16 protein-coding genes are annotated in these 17986 nt (G+C 35.4%); 9 read left to right on the top strand and 7 right to left on the bottom strand.

Annotated elements, in window-relative coordinates; genetic code table 11:
* Positions 1-9: 9 nt before the first annotated feature.
* Entirely contained in the window at positions 10-972 is a 963-nt protein-coding gene (locus BT156_RS13920) for a Gfo/Idh/MocA family protein (protein WP_072410904.1), read from the bottom strand.
* Positions 973-1106: 134 nt separating this feature from the next.
* On the opposite strand from BT156_RS13920, the gene BT156_RS13915 reads away from it, so the two are divergent.
* Complete coding sequence (locus BT156_RS13915) at positions 1107-1760, top strand: protein-L-isoaspartate(D-aspartate) O-methyltransferase (RefSeq protein ID WP_072410901.1); 654 nt, start codon at positions 1107-1109, stop codon at positions 1758-1760.
* Between the two features lie 196 nt (positions 1761-1956).
* On the opposite strand, the gene BT156_RS13910 is transcribed toward BT156_RS13915, so the two are convergent.
* Positions 1957-2781, bottom strand: a complete 825-nt coding sequence (locus BT156_RS13910; protein ID WP_072410899.1) for an SDR family oxidoreductase — start codon at positions 2779-2781, stop codon at positions 1957-1959.
* 36 nt (positions 2782-2817) lie between these two features.
* Entirely contained in the window at positions 2818-3798 is a 981-nt protein-coding gene (locus BT156_RS13905; RefSeq protein ID WP_228430139.1) for a 3-oxoacyl-ACP synthase III family protein, read from the bottom strand.
* Between the two features lie 413 nt (positions 3799-4211).
* Between BT156_RS13905 and BT156_RS13900 the strand changes: the two genes are divergently transcribed.
* The 7 genes from BT156_RS13900 to BT156_RS13870 all read left to right on the top strand — a co-directional run bounded on the left by BT156_RS13900 (position 4212) and on the right by BT156_RS13870 (position 14717).
* Positions 4212-5186, top strand: a complete 975-nt coding sequence (locus BT156_RS13900) for a 2-hydroxyacid dehydrogenase (protein ID WP_072410895.1) — start codon at positions 4212-4214, stop codon at positions 5184-5186.
* 90 nt (positions 5187-5276) lie between these two features.
* Positions 5277-5570, top strand: coding sequence for a hypothetical protein (locus BT156_RS13895; RefSeq protein ID WP_072410893.1), 294 nt, complete (start codon positions 5277-5279; stop codon positions 5568-5570).
* A gap of 181 nt (positions 5571-5751) precedes the next feature.
* Positions 5752-9951 carry a T9SS type B sorting domain-containing protein gene (locus BT156_RS13890; RefSeq protein ID WP_072410891.1) on the top strand — a complete coding sequence of 1400 codons (4200 nt, stop codon included), beginning with the start codon at positions 5752-5754 and terminating at the stop codon, positions 9949-9951.
* A gap of 342 nt (positions 9952-10293) precedes the next feature.
* Positions 10294-12279, top strand: coding sequence for a urocanate hydratase (locus tag BT156_RS13885; protein WP_072410889.1), 1986 nt, complete (start codon positions 10294-10296; stop codon positions 12277-12279).
* Between the two features lie 17 nt (positions 12280-12296).
* Positions 12297-12752 (top strand): hypothetical protein, encoded by a 456-nt coding sequence (locus tag BT156_RS13880; RefSeq protein ID WP_072410887.1) that lies wholly within the window; start codon positions 12297-12299, stop codon positions 12750-12752.
* 41 nt (positions 12753-12793) lie between these two features.
* A complete protein-coding gene (locus BT156_RS13875; protein WP_072410885.1) occupies positions 12794-13807 on the top strand; it encodes a cytochrome-c peroxidase in 1014 nt (337 codons plus the stop codon).
* A 151-nt stretch (positions 13808-13958) separates the two neighbouring features.
* On the top strand, positions 13959-14717 hold the full coding sequence (locus tag BT156_RS13870; RefSeq protein ID WP_072410883.1) for a Rossmann-fold NAD(P)-binding domain-containing protein: 759 nt from the start codon (positions 13959-13961) through the stop codon (positions 14715-14717).
* Positions 14718-14752: 35 nt separating this feature from the next.
* Here the strand turns inward: BT156_RS13870 and BT156_RS13865 are convergent, their stop codons facing one another.
* Both BT156_RS13865 and BT156_RS13860 read right to left on the bottom strand, forming a co-directional pair.
* The gene (locus BT156_RS13865; protein WP_072410881.1) at positions 14753-15520 is read right to left on the bottom strand and encodes a GLPGLI family protein; all 768 of its coding nucleotides are present in this window, start codon (positions 15518-15520) and stop codon (positions 14753-14755) included.
* Between the two features lie 60 nt (positions 15521-15580).
* Positions 15581-15832 (bottom strand): hypothetical protein, encoded by a 252-nt coding sequence (locus BT156_RS13860; protein WP_072410879.1) that lies wholly within the window; start codon positions 15830-15832, stop codon positions 15581-15583.
* 484 nt (positions 15833-16316) lie between these two features.
* Between BT156_RS13860 and BT156_RS13855 the strand changes: the two genes are divergently transcribed.
* Complete coding sequence (locus tag BT156_RS13855; RefSeq protein ID WP_072410877.1) at positions 16317-17030, top strand: DUF6261 family protein; 714 nt, start codon at positions 16317-16319, stop codon at positions 17028-17030.
* Positions 17031-17101: 71 nt separating this feature from the next.
* On the opposite strand, the gene BT156_RS22640 is transcribed toward BT156_RS13855, so the two are convergent.
* Together BT156_RS22640 and tpx are read right to left on the bottom strand one after the other, a co-directional pair.
* Positions 17102-17272 (bottom strand): bacteriocin-like protein, encoded by a 171-nt coding sequence (locus BT156_RS22640; protein WP_435522178.1) that lies wholly within the window; start codon positions 17270-17272, stop codon positions 17102-17104.
* An 82-nt stretch (positions 17273-17354) separates the two neighbouring features.
* Positions 17355-17927, bottom strand: a complete 573-nt coding sequence (tpx, locus tag BT156_RS13850; RefSeq protein WP_170857320.1) for a thiol peroxidase — start codon at positions 17925-17927, stop codon at positions 17355-17357.
* Positions 17928-17986: the final 59 nt, after the last annotated feature.

Raw genomic sequence — 17986 nt, 5'->3', positions numbered from 1 at the left:
CTTTTTTTCTTAACTAATTAATTTCATAATCTCCAAAGCCACTTTTAAAGCTTCAGTTCCGTCTTCCAGAGAAACTTCTACATTTTTATCTTCTATAATAGCATCTGCGAAGGAATTTAATTCATCCAAGATCGCATTATTAGGCTGAATATTTGGATATTCAAATAAGATCTGGTTCTTTTCACCATCCGCATTTTCAATAATCATATCAAATGGAGTAGGGTTTTCAGGGGCATCTTTCATACGGATAACTTCTGCTTTTTTCTCTAAGAAATCAACGGAAATATAAGCGTCTTTCTGGAAGAAACGGCTTTTTCTCATCGCTTTCATAGAAATTCTGGAAGTCGTAAGATTGGCAACGCATCCGTTTTCAAACTCAATTCTGGCATTAGAAATATCCGGTGTTTTACTTACTACACAAACACCGCTGGCATGAATATTTTTAACTTTAGATTTCACAACACTTAATAAAATGTCTAAATCGTGAATCATTAAGTCTAAAACCACAGAAACATCCGTTCCACGAGGGTTAAATTCTGCCAATCGGTGGATTTCAATAAACATTGGATTTTGAATGTAATCTTTTGCTCCGATAAAAGCAGGATTGTATCTTTCAACATGGCCAACCTGAGCTTTTATTCCATTTTCACGACATTTCTGAAGGATTTCTTCTGCTTGTTCGAGTGTGTGAGTGACAGGTTTTTCGATAAAAAAATGAAGTCCTTTATCAATCGCTTTTAAAGCATAATCGTAATGATAAATTGTTGGCGTTACAATATCCAGCATTTCGATCTGATCCAAAAGATCATCAAAATTTTCAAAATATTTATAACCTAATTCTGCTTCTAATTTTTTTCCGTTTTCTACATCTTTATCATGGAAACCTACAAATTCATACTTATCTGACTGATTAAGAAGTCTTAAATGTATCTTTCCTAAATGTCCGGCACCTACCAAACCTGCTTTTAACATAGTTGTATTAAATTTCTGTAAATATAATGATTTTAGGTATTCGGAAATAGATGATAGGTTTTAGGTTGATAAATAGTATTTGTTTTATTATTTTTGTGCAAACTACCACCAGAACCCCCAATAATTACCATCTAATGACGCAAGATTCGTTTGTACATAAAGGAAAAAGAAAGATTTTGGTTGAATATCTTCGACACAAGATCGGAATTTCGGATGAGAATGTACTTTCGGCCATGAATGATGTTCCGAGACACCTTTTTATTGAAAGTATTTTTGAAGATTTCGCTTATGAAGATCGTGCTTTTCCTATTTTGGCGCATCAGACGATTTCGCATCCTTCAACCGTTGCAGAGCAATCTGAATTATTACAGCTAAAAACAGGCGAAAAAGTGTTGGAGATCGGGACAGGATGTGGTTATCAGACCGCTGTACTTATAGCCATGAAAGGTTTGGTCTATACGGTTGAAAGACAAAAAGATCTGTTCGATTTTTCTAAGAAAAAATTGAGAGAGATGAATTTATATCCAAAGTTTCAGAGTTTTGGTGATGGTTTTGCCGGACTTCCGACTTTTGCTCCTTTTGACAAAATTATTGTGACTTGTGGAGCCTCAGTTTTACCAACGGAATTATTAAAACAATTAAAAGTTGGCGGAAAAATGATCATTCCGTTAGGTCCGACTGATGAGCAGGTTTTATACAGATTTACGAAAATTTCTCCCACTGAGATTGAAAAAGAAGAATTTGGAGCTTACAAATTTGTTCCGATGTTAGGCAAAACCAATCAATAATAACTGTAATTGTTGGGAAAACGCTAAGACGCAAAGATTAATAAAAAATACTTTTTTTAAGGCGCTAGAAAATCAAAGATTTTCAGTGATGTTAAAGTCTTCAATTTTATCGAAGATAAAATCCTTGCGCCTTATTATATGTAATTAAATTGAAAAATAGCGTCTTTGCGATAACCAACATTAATAACCTACAGAATTATCCCATAATATGGAAACCTCCGTCAACATGGCGGATTTCTCCTGTAATTCTTGTTTCTTTTCTGAAAAGATGTACAATTTCGTGCGCCAGATCTTCAGGTAAAGCATTTCCTAGCGGACTTTTTTGATTTGCTTTTTCAACATCCTCAGGATTCAACGTTGCATTTCCGGCTTTGCTTCCCATATATGGTGAAAAACGGATCGCATTGGCACGGATGCCGTATTTTCTGCCTAATTCATGCGCAATTTCCATGGTTAATCGTTCAAGCGCAGCTTTAGCAATACTGATATTAATGTAAGGAAAAGATGAAACTTTTTCTGCTGCAATGTAGCTAAGCGAAACAATAGAAGCTCCGTTTTGAAGGACATTGTTCGAAAGTAAAGCCTGAGATAAGGAGATCAAAGAAAACGCTGAAACGTTCATCGTTTCATTAAATTCTTCTACAGTAACTTCCAGCATTGGTTTTACAGATTTTTGTCTGATGGTTTTATCCATTGCAATAGCATGAAGAAAACCGTTAAGTTTAATATCTTTTTGATAAAGATCTTTCGCCAGAAAATCCAGACTTTCCGGCAATGTTACGTCTAAAGGAGCGGTGTACACCTGATCTCCCAAAACTTTATGACATGCCGTTTGAAAGTCATTATAGTTTTTATCAAGAAAGGCTTGAGCTTTTTCAGAAAGGTTTTTATGAAAAGGAGTAGCTCCTAATCCGGCACACACAACTTTTCCATTATTTTCAAGGATTTTTTCTGCAGTTTTCATGGCAAGGGAGTTTTCATCCGCGATACCTGTTATAAGAAATGTCTGATTGTTCAGCATAATTTTTCATGTATTATTTTAAATAAAATATTGATTTTAAGCTTTATAAAGAGCTGTCCCCCAGGTCCATCCAGAGCCTACGGCAGCAAATAAAAGGATGTTTCCTGGTTGTATTTTTCCGCTTTTATAGGTTTCATCAAGTACGATTGGGATCGTTCCGCCGGAAGTATTGGCATATTTATCCATATTGGTCATTACTTTTTCAAAAGGGATATTCACTTTTCTGGCAGTTTCCTGAAGAATTCGGATGCTTGGCTGGTGCGGAATTACCCAATCCACATCATCTGCTGAAAGTTTATTCGCTTCAAGGATTTCAGTAATTGTTTCCGGTAAAACTTTGGTTGCAGTATTGAAAACTTCCTTACCGTTCATCTGAAAATAATGAAGTTTCTGCTTTAAAGTTTCTTCTGATGCAGGCATTTCAGAACCTCCGGCCGGAATATTAAAATGATATTTTCCACGACCGTCTGCGTGAAGTTTAAAATCAAAGAAACCTTTATCTTCGGTCGTTCCTGACAGTAAAATTGCTCCCGCACCATCTCCGAAAAAGACAGAATCCTTTCGTTCCCAATCGGTAATGGTTGAAAAAGTATCGGCTCCAATGATTAAAACATTTTGGTACATTCCTGTTTCTATGAATTGGCAACCGATTGCAATGCCATATAAACCTCCTGAGCAAACTGCTGAAATATCAAATGCTACGGCTTGGTAAGCACCCATTTTTTCCTGAACAAAACATGCTGTTGAAGGAGCTTGTCTGTCCGGAGTTGAAGTTGCTACAATAATTAAATCGATATCTTTCGGTTTTAGATCAGCTTCTTTTAATGCTTCTAAACCTGCTTTATATGCCAGATCGCTCGTTACTTCACCCACTGCAATTCTGCGTTCCTTAATTCCTAGATTTTTATAGATCCACTCATCAGAAGAGCCGATGGCTTCAAAAAAGTCGTTTTTCAATATTTTCGGAGGTACATAAGAACCTGTACCTTTTATGAAAGCATTTTTTTTAATCATCATATTTTGCGGCATGTTTATAAATTTTGTTTAATTTTTGATTTTAATGTAAAAACAAAGTAAATCTAGTGATAATTATATTGAATTAAAGTTTTGCCATTGTGTTTTTTTGATTTATTTTATGGGTGGATTTTCAGGGAATATTGAGAGATTTATGAATATTATTAACCAAATTTAATAGTGTTTCGGAATGAAAATTGTATCATTTTGTTACTAAATCATTGAAATCATTACTCGATTTTAATACTATTCTAAAAAATGCAGAATAATTCAGACTGCTGATGAAAATTTATTCTTAACGAATCGAGATGGATATATGAAGAAATAATTTCAAATAATAAATTTAAAAGCCTCATTTTCAGTTGGGTTTGGGTTTTCTATTTTAACAGTTTTAACTATTAATTACAAAATAAATAATGAAAGTATTCATTAATAAAAGGATTCCGGAAATAGGAGTTAAAATGCTGGAAGAAGCAGGATTAGAAGTTATATTCCCGACACATGATAATTTGCCTCCCGAAGAATGGCTGAAATATTGCCAGAATGCCGACGCTATTTTGAATGTAGGACACAACAAATTTGACAGAGATTTTTTCGGGCAATGCCCAAATGTAAAGGCAATTGCCTTGTATTCTGTTGGTTTTGACCATGTTGATATTAAAGAAGCTTCACAAAAAAATATTCCTATCGGAAATACACCGGATGTTTTAAGCAGAGCTACTTCTGATGTTGCATTTTTATTAATGCAATCGGTTGCGAGAAGAGCAAGTTTTAATTTTCAGAAAGTGAAAGATGGAAATTGGGGAGATTTTGATCCTTTACATGCTTTGGGACAGGAATTATACGGAAAAACTTTAGGCGTTTTCGGGTTGGGAAGAATAGGTTTTGAAATGGCAGAAAAGTGTAAAAAAGCCTTTGATATGAAGATTATTTATCACAATCGCCATCACAATGAAGAAGCAGAAAAAGAACTCAATGCAACCTATGTGTCTTTCGAAGAATTAATTGAGCAATCGGATGTTTTGAGTATTCACGCTAATTTTGTTCCGGATCAGAAAGACCTTTTCAATGCTTCGGTTTTTGAAAAAATGAAGCCTGATTCTATTTTCATTAATACAGCCAGAGGGGGTTTTCATGATCAGAAAGACCTGTATGAAGCATTGATTTCAAAACAGATTTGGGGAGCCGGTTTAGATGTTACAAATCCGGAACCTATTTCTAAGGATGATCCTATTTTAGAGCTTTCAAGTGTTTGCGTATTGCCACATATCGGCTCAGCAACGATCGAAGCGAGAAACGGGATGGCAAAAGTAGCTGCAGAAAATATAATCGCTTTTACTAAAGGTGAGAAAATGCCGAACTGCGCTAATCCTGAAGTTTACAATATTTAATTAAAATTAAAATTTGATTTAAATATTTCTAAAAAACATTGAAGTTGGAATCATTTTTGTCTTTATTAAATCAACACTAAATACAATATTATGATACCTGAAGATAACATCAACGAGCAAAACAGAAAATTGGAACAGATGGATTATAATCCGAGTGAAGATTTATTTAAAAGAGAAAAACATATTTCGTTGGATGGAGACGGAAATCCCATTCTTAATGAAGACGGGGAGTACGAAAGTATTGACAAAGGGCTTGATATTCCGGGAGTTGAAGATGATGATGGGATGGAAGAGATAGGCTCCGAAGATGAAGAAAATAACTATTGGAGTACAAGTGATAATGGCGATGATCATGAGGAAACGAACGATGACGTACTAACTTAAAATACTAAACCTTACCTAGAAAAGTAAGGTTTTTTTGTTAACTTTTTCTTGCTAAAAGGCTGTTTGGTAAATAGATAGCTTTTATTTGTATTGATTTAATACAAATAAATGATTATGTTTGAATATTCTGTCATTAAAAGTGTTAAATTTATCATGACCTAGTGATTAATATTTTTAACCTATGACGAAAATTTTACATATTTTACTCATATTCGTTGGAGTTCTTACATTTTCTCAAGCGCCTGTAAACATCAAAGTGAAAGATGCTGTAGGTAATGAAAATTTCAACGTAACGTGTGCTAATGACCTTGATGCCAATGGTTGTATAGCGCTGCATGTGGAATATCCTGAGTTGAAAGAAACAACAAACTATCAGGTAAGTCCGGCATCCTACAGTCCGCCGATCGCAATGAATCAGGGAACGGCGCTTAATGCTAATTATGATGATCTGTTTGCTGTAAAATTGGATCTTCCGTTCAAATTCTGTTTTTACAATCAATACTTTGAAGCTGTAGTTGTGGGTTCCAACGGAGTGCTCACCTTTGATGAAAGTCAGCTCGGTAAGATCAATTATCCAAATGTTCAATGGCAAAATCCTAGTGTGAGCCTTCCAAAAAGTTCTATTTTTGGGGTGTATCACGATATGGTTTTTTCATCTAATGACCAGTCTGAAATATTTTATTCTGTAATCGGCACGGCACCTTACAGAAAATTTATCGTTAATTTTTATGAAGGAAGAGTAGCGGGTTGTACAGACCGTTCTTCTTCACAAATTGTACTTCATGAAACAACAAATGAGATTGAAGTTTTTGTTGATAAAAAATTAACGCCATGCCCAACCCGAAAGTTTGAAAATGCATTGATTGGAGTTATTAACAGTGACGGAACAGTCGGCGTTTCTCCTGCATCAAGGAATACGGGAGTTTGGCAGGCGTTGCAGGAAGGCTGGAAATTTAATCCGGTTGGAAATGTTATTCCGCCACAGGTAACATGGACAAATGCTGCGGGACAGACCGTTGCTACAGGCGTGCAGGCTACTATTTGTCCGACACAGAATGAAGTTTACACAGCCAATGTTTTGTTTAATATTTGTGGAAACAGTACGCTTATTTTGACGGATGATTTTGAGATCACTTTTGATCCCACTTATCCGGTTGCGAAGAATTATACGCAAAATTTTTGTGGAAATACTCCGGTTAATCTAAATCTGAATGGTTTTCAGTCAAATCTTACTTCTCAGAATCCTGCTAACTTTAACTTTAGTTTTCATTCGACATTGCTGGACGCCCAAAATAATCAGAACGCTTTGCCCAACGCATATGCTTTGAATGCCAATACGGTTTTATATGTAAGAATTCAGAATCCGGGTAATCCGACATGTTTTAGAGTGGCTGTTTTAACACTTAATTTTGCCTCGAAAAACCTGCTGAAATCTACAGTTGTACTCTGCGATACCAATAACAATGGTGTAGAGCAAAACTATGATCTTTCTTTTCTTAATATTGAACTTTTCCCTCCGGGAACTACGGGTATTTCATACTTTGCAACCCAATCGGATGCTCAAAATAATATCAACAGCATAACGACAGCAAATATTACGACGAATACCAATATTTGGGTAAGGCTTCAGGATGGAACATGTACATATATTTTAGGTCCGGTTCATTTTCAGTTTAGGCCCGGCGCAAATGTCAATTCTCCGCTTGCGTTTCCTTATACGATCTGTGATATTAATGCAGATAATCAGGAACCTTTTGATTTTGCATTAATTATAGGGCCTTTAATTACAACACAAACGGGCGCTGTTTTTACAGCATATTCAACATATAACGAGGCATATACAAACATTGGAACTGCTTTAACATTAATAAAAGAAGGTCAGTATCAGGTTTTTATAAGAGTTGATATTCCGAATGGCTGTTTTGCAGTTGTTTTAGTGAATATGAATGTGACTTTTACTAAAATTGAAGTCAATGAAAAACATGAATATATCTGTTTCAACGGAACGGATAATATCACGGTAGATCTCAATGCTTTATCCGCCGGAATGCTGATTTCTCCGACAACAGTTCCTGTAACTGAGTTTTATCCTGATTCTGTGAGTGCGGAATTGGGCGTAGGGGCAATCAGTCCAAATCAAACCATTACGACTGATGGAAATTTTGTAACTCAAACCTATTTTGTCCGTTTTGAACAATCTGATATCTGTTATACGGTAAGACCTCTGAATGTGCATTTGGTTCATCCTGTGGCTGTTCAGTCAAGTTTTTCTGTGTGTGATTTTAATAATGATAATTCTGAAATGGTATTGTTATCTCAGTTCAGTGCTTCGATCATTGGAAATCAGAATGCTACGACATTATTTTATCTTAGTCAGGCTGATGCGCAAAACGGAAATAATCCTGTAACCAACATTACGCTTACAGGAAATCAGCAGGTTTTTGTGAAAATAACTTCTTATAATTGTGTGCAGATTTATCCTGTCAATTTAAGTTTAAACTCAACTCCGGTGGTTAATTCTCCGGTTACGATTTCGCTAAACAATATTTGTGATAATAATAATGACGGTGCGGAAATTTATAATTTAATTCAGGCACAGTCACAAATTTACAGCGGCAATGATGTTGTTTTTACGTATTATACATCTTACGATCCTACGACGCATATTTTTTCGGGCGAAATTACCAATCCGAGTCAGTATAGCGTTCCGGGAAATGCAACGGTTTATGTTAAGGTTAAATTTAACAGCAGCGAATGTTTTTCTGCGGCTCAATTAAATATTCAGATGACATTTTTACCGCCTGTTGTTCTTCAGAATGCACTTTTAGAGAAATGTGATGAAGATTTTAATTTAAGTGAAACTTTTCAGTTGAATGATGCTATTCCGCAGTTGTTTGTGGCTTCCCAAAATACGCAACCGCTTTCTGATATGACGATCACGTATTACAATACGGCTGCCGAAGCCAATGCAGGGGCTGCAGGAACGCAGATAGGCAATACAATTACAACGAGTGTTTCATCAGTAGAGGTTTGGGCGAGATTTCAGTCAAATACTACAGGATGTTATTCTGTAGCACCAATTCAGTTGAAGACTTATTTCCCTCCAAAGGCGATTAACTCAACTCTAACGGTTTGTGACGAAAATCTGGATGGCTCTTATGAAGTGAATTTGCTGAATTTTACGAATTTAATGGTTGATATTCAGAATCCGGCCAATGTATTTAGTTTTTATTTAACGGAACAAAATGCGCAAAACGGGATAAATCCTATTGCGAATCCACAAAATTTCACGGCAAATCCGTTCCCAACTCAGATCTGGGTGAAAGTACAGAATATGGCAGTTTGTGATGATGTTGCAAGTGTCAGTTTTATATTTGGATCTAAAGTTGTTCTTCAAAATGCAGGTCCGTTTAATCTTAATAATGTTTGTGATACAGGAAATGACGGGATAGAAAATGTTAATTTAACTCAATTTGAGCAGCAGATTTATACAGGAGGTAACGCAACCTTTACTTACTATCCTTCTTTGGCGGACATTAATGCTAATACAAATGTTATTACAGCGCCTTCCAATTATTCGTTCAATCAAAATACGGGATCAAATACAATTTATGTAAAAGTAAGTGTTCCCGGATCTTGTCCTGAAAGAGTGGAGATACATTTATCTTTAAAGTCAACTCCGATTTTCAATATTCCGAAACAATATATTTGTCAGGACGGGTCACTAACGTATACCGTTCATGTCGAAGTATTTAACATTGTAAGCTATGTCTGGACCGATCCAAACGGACAGATTGTTTCAAATACGGATACCATTACAGGAGTTACCGTAATCGGAACTTATACTCTTACAGTTACAGCAGATAACGGATGTTCTTACACGGGTACTTTTGAATTAAAATATTACGATGTTCCAGTGATTCAAAAACTCGATATTAACGGAAATAACTGTACGGTTTACGCTACAGGTTCAAAAACAATATTGTATTCTATAGACGGAATTACATGGCAGTTGAGTAATACATTCTATAATTTACCGACAGGAATCACTACTTTTTATGTAAAATATGTAGACGGAGAGTGTATTGTAAAACAAGATGGAGTAATTTTAGATATTAAAAATGCCATTACACCAAACGGAGACGGTCTTAATGATAAATGGATCATAAAAAATCTCCATGTTTTCGGAAATAAAATGACCAATGTAAAAGTATTCGACCGTTATCAGGCTTTGATTTTCGAACAGAATACCAATACCCAAATTATCTGGGACGGTACAATTTTAGGAAGAGCGATCCCGACATCGAGTTACTGGTATGTCATCACACTTCCGGACGGGCGGTCATTCACAGGATGGATTTTAGTGAAGAATAATAATTAAATTTAAGCCTAAATAATAGCTAAAGCCTTATTGAATTTCAGTAAGGTTTTTTATTTTTGAAAATTAAGCACTCAGCTTCACCACAAACGGCTGTCCCGATCAATATTCTGGAGAAACTTGTCCCGAACAAAAATGTTAAAATTCATATTAAAGGCAAGACCTATAAAGTAATAATTGACAAGTGGGAAAGCGATAGTCTGGTTGTCTATTATCCGCTAATTTTTTTAAACTTTTTTCTTTTAGTTTTCGCGATTCGGAATTTTTACCGTTTAGTTGCATTGTATTTTCTAATTTGAATATCTTTAAGACTTTCAAACTAAACTCAGAACTTTATATAACAATATGACTTTCCAAGAACAAATACAGCAGGGGATTCCTAATCAATTACCTCAACCAAAACCATACGAAACCAATATAAACCATGCGCCGAAGCGTAAAGAAATTTTAGGGGAAGAAGAGAAAAAACTAGCCTTAAAAAATGCTTTGCGTTATTTCGAACCTCAGTTTCATGCAGAATTACTGCCTGAATTTAAAGAAGAACTGGAAAAATACGGTAGAATTTACATGTATCGTTTCCGTCCGGATTATGAAATGAAGGCAAGACCAATTTCAGAATATCCCGGAAAATCTGAGCAGGCGAAATCAATCATGTTGATGATTCAGAATAATCTGGATTATGCGGTGGCTCAACATCCTCACGAATTAATTACTTACGGTGGAAATGGTGCCGTGTTCTCCAATTGGGCACAATATCTTTTGACAATGAAATATTTGTCGGAAATGACGGACGAACAGACGTTAACGATGTATTCAGGGCATCCGATGGGATTATTTCCTTCGCATAAAGATGCACCGAGAGTGGTTGTGACCAACGGAATGATGATTCCAAACTATTCTAAGCCGGATGATTGGGAGAAATTCAATGCGCTGGGTGTTTCTCAGTACGGACAAATGACGGCCGGAAGTTACATGTACATTGGTCCGCAAGGGATTGTTCACGGAACGACGATTACGGTGTTAAATGCTTTCAGAAAAATCAATAAAGAACCAAAAGGCGGACTTTTCGTTACCTCAGGTTTAGGTGGGATGAGTGGAGCTCAGCCAAAAGCAGGAAATATTGCAGGCTGCGTTACCGTTTGTGCTGAGGTAAATTCAAAGATCACAAGAATCCGTCATGAACAGAAATGGGTGAATGAAATTCATGAAAATCTGGATGAATTAGTAGAGAGAGTTAAAAAAGCTCAGGAAAACAAGGAAACTGTTTCTCTGGCTTACCTTGGAAATATTGTTGAGGTTTGGGAGAAATTTGATCAGGAAAATTTAAGAATTGATATTGGTTCAGACCAGACTTCACTTCACAATCCTTGGGCGGGAGGTTATTATCCTGCGGGACAAAGCTTTGAAGAATCAAACAAAATGATGGCCGAAGATCCTGAATTATTCAAAGAAAAAGTTCAGGAAACCTTAAGGAGACACGCTGCAGCAATCAATAAACATACAGAAAGAGGAACCTATTTCTTCGATTACGGAAATGCTTTTTTATTGGAAGCTTCAAGAGCGGGAGCAGATGTAATGTCAGACAATCCGACGATTGGAAAGGAGTTTAAATATCCAAGCTATGTTCAGGACATTATGGGACCGATGTGTTTCGATTACGGTTTTGGACCGTTCCGTTGGGTTTGCTCAAGCGGAAAACCGGAAGATTTGCAGAAAACGGATGAAATTGCTTGTCAGGTTTTAGAAGAAATGATTAAAACATCTCCTGAAGAAATTCAACAGCAGATGAAGGATAATATTCAGTGGATCAAAGGTGCGCAGGAAAATAAATTGGTAGTTGGCTCACAAGCGAGAATTTTATATGCCGATTCGGAAGGAAGAATGAAAATTGCAGAAGCCTTCAACAAAGCCATTAAAAATGGTGAGATTGAAGCGGTAGTTTTAGGAAGAGACCATCACGATGTTTCGGGGACAGATTCGCCTTACAGAGAGACTTCTAATATTTATGACGGTTCAAGATTTACGGCAGATATGGCGATCCAAAATGTGATTGGTGACAGTTTCCGTGGGGCAACCTGGGTTTCCATTCACAATGGAGGCGGAGTTGGCTGGGGAGAAGTGATCAACGGCGGTTTCGGAATGTTGTTGGACGGAAGTGATGATGCCGACAGACGATTAAAATCAATGCTTTTCTGGGACGTTAACAACGGAATTTCAAGAAGAAGCTGGGCAAGAAATGAAGGTGCTGTTTTCGCCATTAAAAGAGCGATGGAAATGGAACCGAATTTGAAAGTGACGTTGCCGAATTTTGTGGATGAGAACTTATTGTAGTTTTTCATTTATCAGTTATGAAGATTTATACAATAAAAGAAAGTAGAGGCTCTTTGAAATTGCTTAATGAAGAAAATCAACTTGTTGGAGAGGTTTTGTATGAATTTGTCACAGGTATTAATCGAAGAATAAAAATAGACAATGAAATTTTTAAAATAAAAAATACCGGTTTTTTGTGGTATGATAATGATGTTTTCGATAAAAATGGAATATTGGTTTTAAAAAATGATTATGCAAAAAACCGGATATTTTATTATGATCAGGACACTGAATTTTTTACATATAAATTCAAAGGGTGGTTTAATAAAAAGTTGTATTTATATAACAATGGTGATCAGCCAGTTTTGATGATAGGTTATAAACAAAAAATTTTTAAGAATCAGTATATAATAGAAGTTGGAAAAGGTTTTACTAATTATATAGTCATTCTAAGTTTATTAAATTTCTATATAAGTGAATTATCAAGTGCATAATTTGAAATGCCAAAATTTCCAAAATAGAAATAAAAGATATAATGTATTCAAAACTAAAACCTTTCGGCATTCTTTCATTATTACTATTGATGGCATTTTACAGCCTTCAGGAAATTCCGTTGGTGTATCCAACCTATTTTCCGAAGCCGGTGTATGATTTTAAGACAAATCCTTTGAAACGGGCTAAAGTAGAATTGGGCAGAAAACTGTTTTATGATCCAATTTTATCGAGGAATAATAGCATTTCATGTTCTTCCTGTCATAACTCAAACCAAGCCTTTTCCCATGCCGGAAATAGTTTAAGCAAAGGAATTGAAGGTGGAATAGGAGACCGAAATTCACCCGCGATATTCAATCTTGCATGGCAGAAAAAATTCATGTGGGATGGTTCGGTTGTGAATATTGATGTTCAGGCTTTGGCGCCGATCAATCATCCCAAAGAAATGGGGGAGGATATTAATGCTGTGGTTCGAAAACTTAATAAATCAAAAGAATATAAAACCCTTTTTTACAGAAGTTTTGGTGACAGTTTAGCAACTACGGAACGGGTTATGAAAGCACTTTCGCAGTTTCAGCTGACGATTGTTTCCGCTAATTCTAAATATGATAAAGTAAAACAGGGCAAAGCAAAATTCACCGAAGCGGAGGCGAACGGATATCAATTATTCAAAAACAATTGCAGCTCATGTCATACCGAACCGTTGTTTTCCAGTTACGAGTTTGCAAATAACGGACTGCCCATCAATCCAGAACTCAAAGACTACGGAAAATGGAATAAAACAATGGAGCCGGAAGATAAATTGATGTTCAAAATTCCAAGTCTCAGAAATCTTTCTTACACCTATCCTTATATGCATGACGGCAGATTTCAAACGCTGAATGAAGTGCTGGAACATTATGAAAAAGGCATAGAAAAAAGTCCGACATTAGCTAAAGAACTTCAAAATCCGATTGTTTTTACCGCAAATGAAAAGGAAGAGTTATTATCTTTCTTGAAGACACTTAATGATTCTGTGATGGTTTCAAATCACGAATATCAGAAGATAAAAAAATAAAAATGAAGATTTGTCAATTGTTATTGACGAAAAACTTTGCTGAGTGATACGCCCTTGCGAACGTAAAAACAGTTAGTAGTCAAAAAACTTTACGAAACTTTGCGGTAAGAAAAATAGGATAAAAGTCTGTTTAAATAAATAAAATTAAACAATGAAAAAAATAGGAATTATAGGTTGTGGCTGGCTTGGCGGTCATATTGCAGAGAGATTATCCGGACAGTATGAAATTTTCGCAACCACGACATCCGAATCTAAAATACAAGATCTTACTTCCAAAGGATATCACACGACACTGGTCGACTTTCCCGATCATATATCTGAAACAATGACAGAATGGGAAGTTGCGCCACAGTTGGATGCTGTGATTATTACGGTTCCGTTTTCCGGGGTGAGAGGGGCGCAGATTTCAATGAAAGAGAGACAGGATAATTTGTTGACCTTTCTTGGAGATTACAAAGGTCAGCTCTATTTGATGAGTTCTACCGGAGTTTACCCTCAGACTGAAAAAGAATTTACAGAAAACGACCGATCTGCGGATGAGGTTCCGAGTGAGGGCTTTTTAAAAGAAAAATTTCCTCAGGTCAATATTTTGAGATTGGCGGGATTAATGGGAGATCAGCGATTGTTGAAGAATTATAATATTTCCAATTTGGATATGTTGGTCAACCATATTCATTACGCTGATATTTGTTCGGTTGTTGAAAAAATGCTGTACAGACAATCTCAATCCAAAGTGTATAATGTGGTGGCGCCTGTTCATCCTAATAAAGAAGAAATTATCAACGCTCAGAAAGGTCTGCCGTATTCGGGGGAACGTACTACAAAAGGCAGAACGATATCGCCTTCAAAATTAATTGCAGAGTTGGATTTTGAATTTGAATATCCGGATCCGAGGTATTTTCATTTGTAAATAATAAAACCTGCTAGTGTGGCAGGTTTTGTTAGTTAATCAAGGAATAGATTATCCCGTTTAAATTTTTCATTGATTACTTTAGGATCTGCTAATTGGACATTACTCCCCATGTATATTTTGGCTTTTCCGGCGGGATCAGCATAAAAATCTTTTCTTTCTTTAGTAAAATTTGTGAATGTAGTTTCAATAAAATTTTTTGGAAGTGTTATAGGAAGGCTTTGTTTCTTAACACCAATTAAGTTAAAGGTGAAGTAGTGGTTTAGGTCGTATACTTCAACAATTAAACCAGGAAGCCCCTTAAAACGGAATGGGCCGTCATTAATAGGAACATCACTTGTAAACCAAGCAATAAATTTTCTATTATTAAGTAAACAAGTTGCTTTCTGACAGTTAAATTCTCCTATCTTCTTTTTTTCACTTTCTATTTTCCAGTTTATTTTTTCAACAGGATAGCCGTAGAGTTTATTTACAATTTTATCAAGTAATTTGATATTTTTGCCTTCATCATAATATACTTCATGATTTACCCTTGCTTGAGGCATATTAGCAAAGTTTATGGAGTAATTTCCTTTCTCAAAATTGCTTTGTACGATTGAATCTCTACGCATTTTTGAATAGCTTTTATAGATAGATTCTTTACCATTTGAGAGTAACACCATTGTTTCGTCAAACTTTCGATCTTTGTCTAATGAATCACGCATGAATGTGTATTTATAATAAAATACAGTGTTAGACTTTACTTCCTGTGCCTGAACGCAATTAGTTATATATATAATAAAAAATAATAATACTTTTTTCATTTTGGTATAAAGATTATAAAACTCAGATAGTAAATTAATACTGCCTGGGTTATTTAGATATTACTGATGACAGTTAATTTGTTCAACAGCTTCTGCGTCACTCATTAAACAGTCTATTCCCCATTCGGAGCACCATGTAGTGTTTGAATTAAGCCCGCAAGATGTTTGAATAAAAATTTGAATACAACCAAATGCTGTACTGTTTTCTTTGACTTCTTTAGTTTCTTTAGAATCAGAATTTTTAACAACTGTGCTTTTAGCATTTACTAAACCTGCACCAACAAATGCTGCCAATAAGATCATTTTTTTCATTGTTATATTTTTTAATCAGTTAGTTAATAGTTTAAAAATCTCTTTCAAAAATAAACAATATATCATATAATGTGAGAATTATTTTTTCATGGTAAGCCCTGCTATTACTTATGTTTTCAGGGATTAAGAGAATTGTTTTGATTTTATTATGTCTATCTGTTGTTAGTTAATAAAAATTTAATTATATAACTTTAAATAATAAAAATAAAACTTTTCATAAAGCTTTAAAACACCCTTATTCGTAATCAGTCACAAATTACATTGGAGACAAATAATAGTATTCGTAACCAAATACAAATTACATTAGAGCCAAACAATAGTGTTTGTAATCAAATACAAATTACATTTAGGAAAAACAATGGTGTTTGCGACTAAATACAAATTGTTTTTGTTTCCAACAATATTGTTTGTCATTAAATACAAAATTTTTATATTTGAAATATGTGAATTGTTAAATAATTAATAATAAAAATACAATATACGTATGAAAATTACATTATCGAGACTAAGTACTAAAGATCTTGCGACTTTAGCTCAAAGAATTATTTCAAATTCTCAATCGGGAAAATATCCTGTGATCACCAATCATCCTTTACTTTCGGTTTTACAGAACTCATACACCGAGTATGACAGTGTCTATGCCAAACAGATCTACAGCGGAAAAGGAAAAGATGTCGCTACACTGGATCATGAAAGAGATGTCGCTTACAGCAATATGAAGGCATTCTTGAACGGTTACCGAAAACTTTCTTCAATGGCTAATTATCAGCTGGCGGAAGATCTATATGGAGTATTCAAAACTTTTGGGTTGGATCTTGACCGTTTAAGTTATTCCTCCCAAACGGCTCAAATGAAAAAGCTGATTGAAACCTTAGAACGTTCTGAAAATATGGAGAAAATAGCCAATCTTTCCCTTAATAAGGCATATAACGATATGAAGTCTAAGCATGAAGCTTTTGAAATTCTTTTTGCAGAACAGGCAGAAGCCAATGGTGAACTCCGCCAGATGAAAAGTGCTTCAGCTGTCCGCAAGGATCTCGAAAAAATACTAAAATCTTATATCAATCTCGTGACCGTGATGAAAGATGTTCCGGATTGGAAGCTTTTCTATGCCGACACCAACGAGCTTGTGAAGGCTGCAAAAAATTCTTCTATAGCTAAAACTAAAGAGGAAAATTCATCAGATAAAAAAATGTAAATGATTAGGCTCAGCGTAATGCTGAGTTTGATTGTAATAAAAAACCCTCTAAAAAGAGGGTTTAAATTATATTAAGGCTTTACTCGTGGTCTGCATCCACATAGACAATCCTCCTGACCAGTGTTATCGTCACATACACCAACTGCAGTGCACATGTAGATATAACCGATTGGGCAGTTAGGAACACCTCCACCTTTTACTTGTTTTAATTGCTCTCTTGAAATTTTTTTCAAATTTTTCATAGTAATTATTTAATTTGTTTGAATTCCAAATATAACAATATTCCCTATATGAAGAATTATATTTTTAATTTTTAAGAAAATTTTAATGCTTCACCGCCTTAATCGCCGCTTCATAATTCGGTTCATGCGAAATATCATCTACCTGCTCTTCATAAACAATCTTCCCTGAAGGATCGATAACCACAACAGCTCTGCTTAAAAGACCTTTCATTACAGAGTCTGTAAGCTCAACACCGTACGTTTTCCCGAAATCCGAACGGAAATCCGAAAGCATCACCACATTTTTGATTCCTTCTGCACCACAAAATCTCTTTTGAGCGAATGGCAGATCTTTAGAAATACAAAGAACAACCGTGTTCGGAAGATTCGCTGCATCTTCATTAAAATGACGCACAGAAGCTGAACAAACTCCCGTATCTACACTCGGGAAAATATTTAAGATCATGTATTTTCCTTTGTAAGAATCAAGGGTTTGGTCTTTCATCGTAACATCGGTAAGGGTAAACTTTGGAGCTGGTTTATTTACTGACGGTAATTTGGCATACGTGTGTACAGGCTTTCCTCCCATTAGAACGGTGTTGGCCGTTTTAGCATTTTGAGCGAAACTCAATGTGGAGAAAAATATTGCTGTACTGAAAATTAATTTTGAAAACATAAATTTTATTTTTTTAGATGTTTAATTTTTTAACCACAAAAGGCGCAAAAGCCCTTGAA

Source organism: Chryseobacterium limigenitum (genome assembly GCF_900114875.1).
GTDB lineage: Bacteria > Bacteroidota > Bacteroidia > Flavobacteriales > Weeksellaceae > Chryseobacterium > Chryseobacterium limigenitum.
Note: the sequence above shows the minus strand (reverse complement) of the source record. Positions and strands in the feature narration are given on the sequence as shown.